Raw genomic sequence first — 463 nt, 5'->3', positions numbered from 1 at the left:
GCAAGCCCGCCTGCACCAGGACCTCGGCGCCGAGATCGACCTGCGCACCCTGTTCGCCCAGACCTCCCTGAGCGAACTGGCCCAACACGTCGAACAGGCCGGTCAATCCCGGCTCCAAGCGATTGCCGTGGTTTCTCGCGAGCAGCCGCTGCCGCTGTCCCTGGCCCAGCAGCGCTTGTGGTTCCTCGATCAACTGGACCATGCCGCCAGCGTCGCCTACCACATGCCCGCCGCCCTGCACCTGCGTGGCAGCCTGGACCGCCAGGCCTTGCAACGGGCCCTGGACCGCATCGTCGCCCGCCACGAAAGCCTGCGCACCACCTTCGAGCGCCTGGACGGCGAAGTACGCCAGCGTTTCGCCCCGGCCGACATCGGCTTCGCCCTGGTCGAGCACGACCTGCAAGCCCTGGCCCCCGAAGCCCGGCAACCGGCCGTTGAACAGCTGTCCCAGGAAGAAGCCCGC

General features: G+C 69.3%; 1 protein-coding gene. It reads left to right on the top strand.

Features of this window, described 5'->3' with window-relative positions; translation table 11 throughout:
* Window positions 1–463 (top strand): condensation domain-containing protein (locus FGE05_RS29695; protein WP_139650445.1); only part of this gene is annotated, 463 nt, incomplete at both ends.

It is taken from the genome of Pseudomonas sp. ICMP22404, from assembly GCF_006227205.1.
Classification (GTDB): domain Bacteria; phylum Pseudomonadota; class Gammaproteobacteria; order Pseudomonadales; family Pseudomonadaceae; genus Aquipseudomonas.
The sequence above is the reverse complement of the archived record's forward strand: the minus strand, read 5'-3'. Positions and strand labels throughout refer to the sequence as shown.